The sequence below is a fragment of the Nonomuraea turkmeniaca genome, assembly GCF_005889735.1.
GTDB lineage: Bacteria > Actinomycetota > Actinomycetes > Streptosporangiales > Streptosporangiaceae > Nonomuraea > Nonomuraea turkmeniaca.
Window position 1 is genome coordinate 1 of the sequence record NZ_VCKY01000592.1, and the last position, 313, is coordinate 313.

At 68.7% G+C, this 313-nt stretch carries 1 protein-coding gene; it reads left to right on the forward strand.

Annotated elements, in window-relative coordinates; all coding sequences use genetic code 11:
- Positions 1 to 313 (forward strand): transposase (locus tag ETD86_RS54690; RefSeq protein WP_138674431.1); only part of this gene is annotated, 313 nt, incomplete at both ends.

The window sequence follows — 313 nt, forward strand, 5'->3', positions numbered from 1 at the left end:
GGCGCTTGTCGGCGGAGGTGGAGCAGGCGGGGCGGTTGCTGGCCACCGTGCTGGGCCAGGACCTGGACCAAGGCGAGGACGGGGTGTTCCGGATCGCGCGCAAGGTGGCCAAGGACCGTGTCATCTCCACCGTCGATCCCGAGGCCCGGCATGGCCGCAAGACCGTTTCCCGGTCCTTCGACGGCTACAAGGGTCACATCGCCGAAGATCCCGACAGTGAGATCATCACCGCCACCAAGGTGACGCCGGGCAACATCGGCGATGCTGAGTCCGCCGCCGAGCTCCTGGCCGACATCCTCGCCCCCGAGCAGGC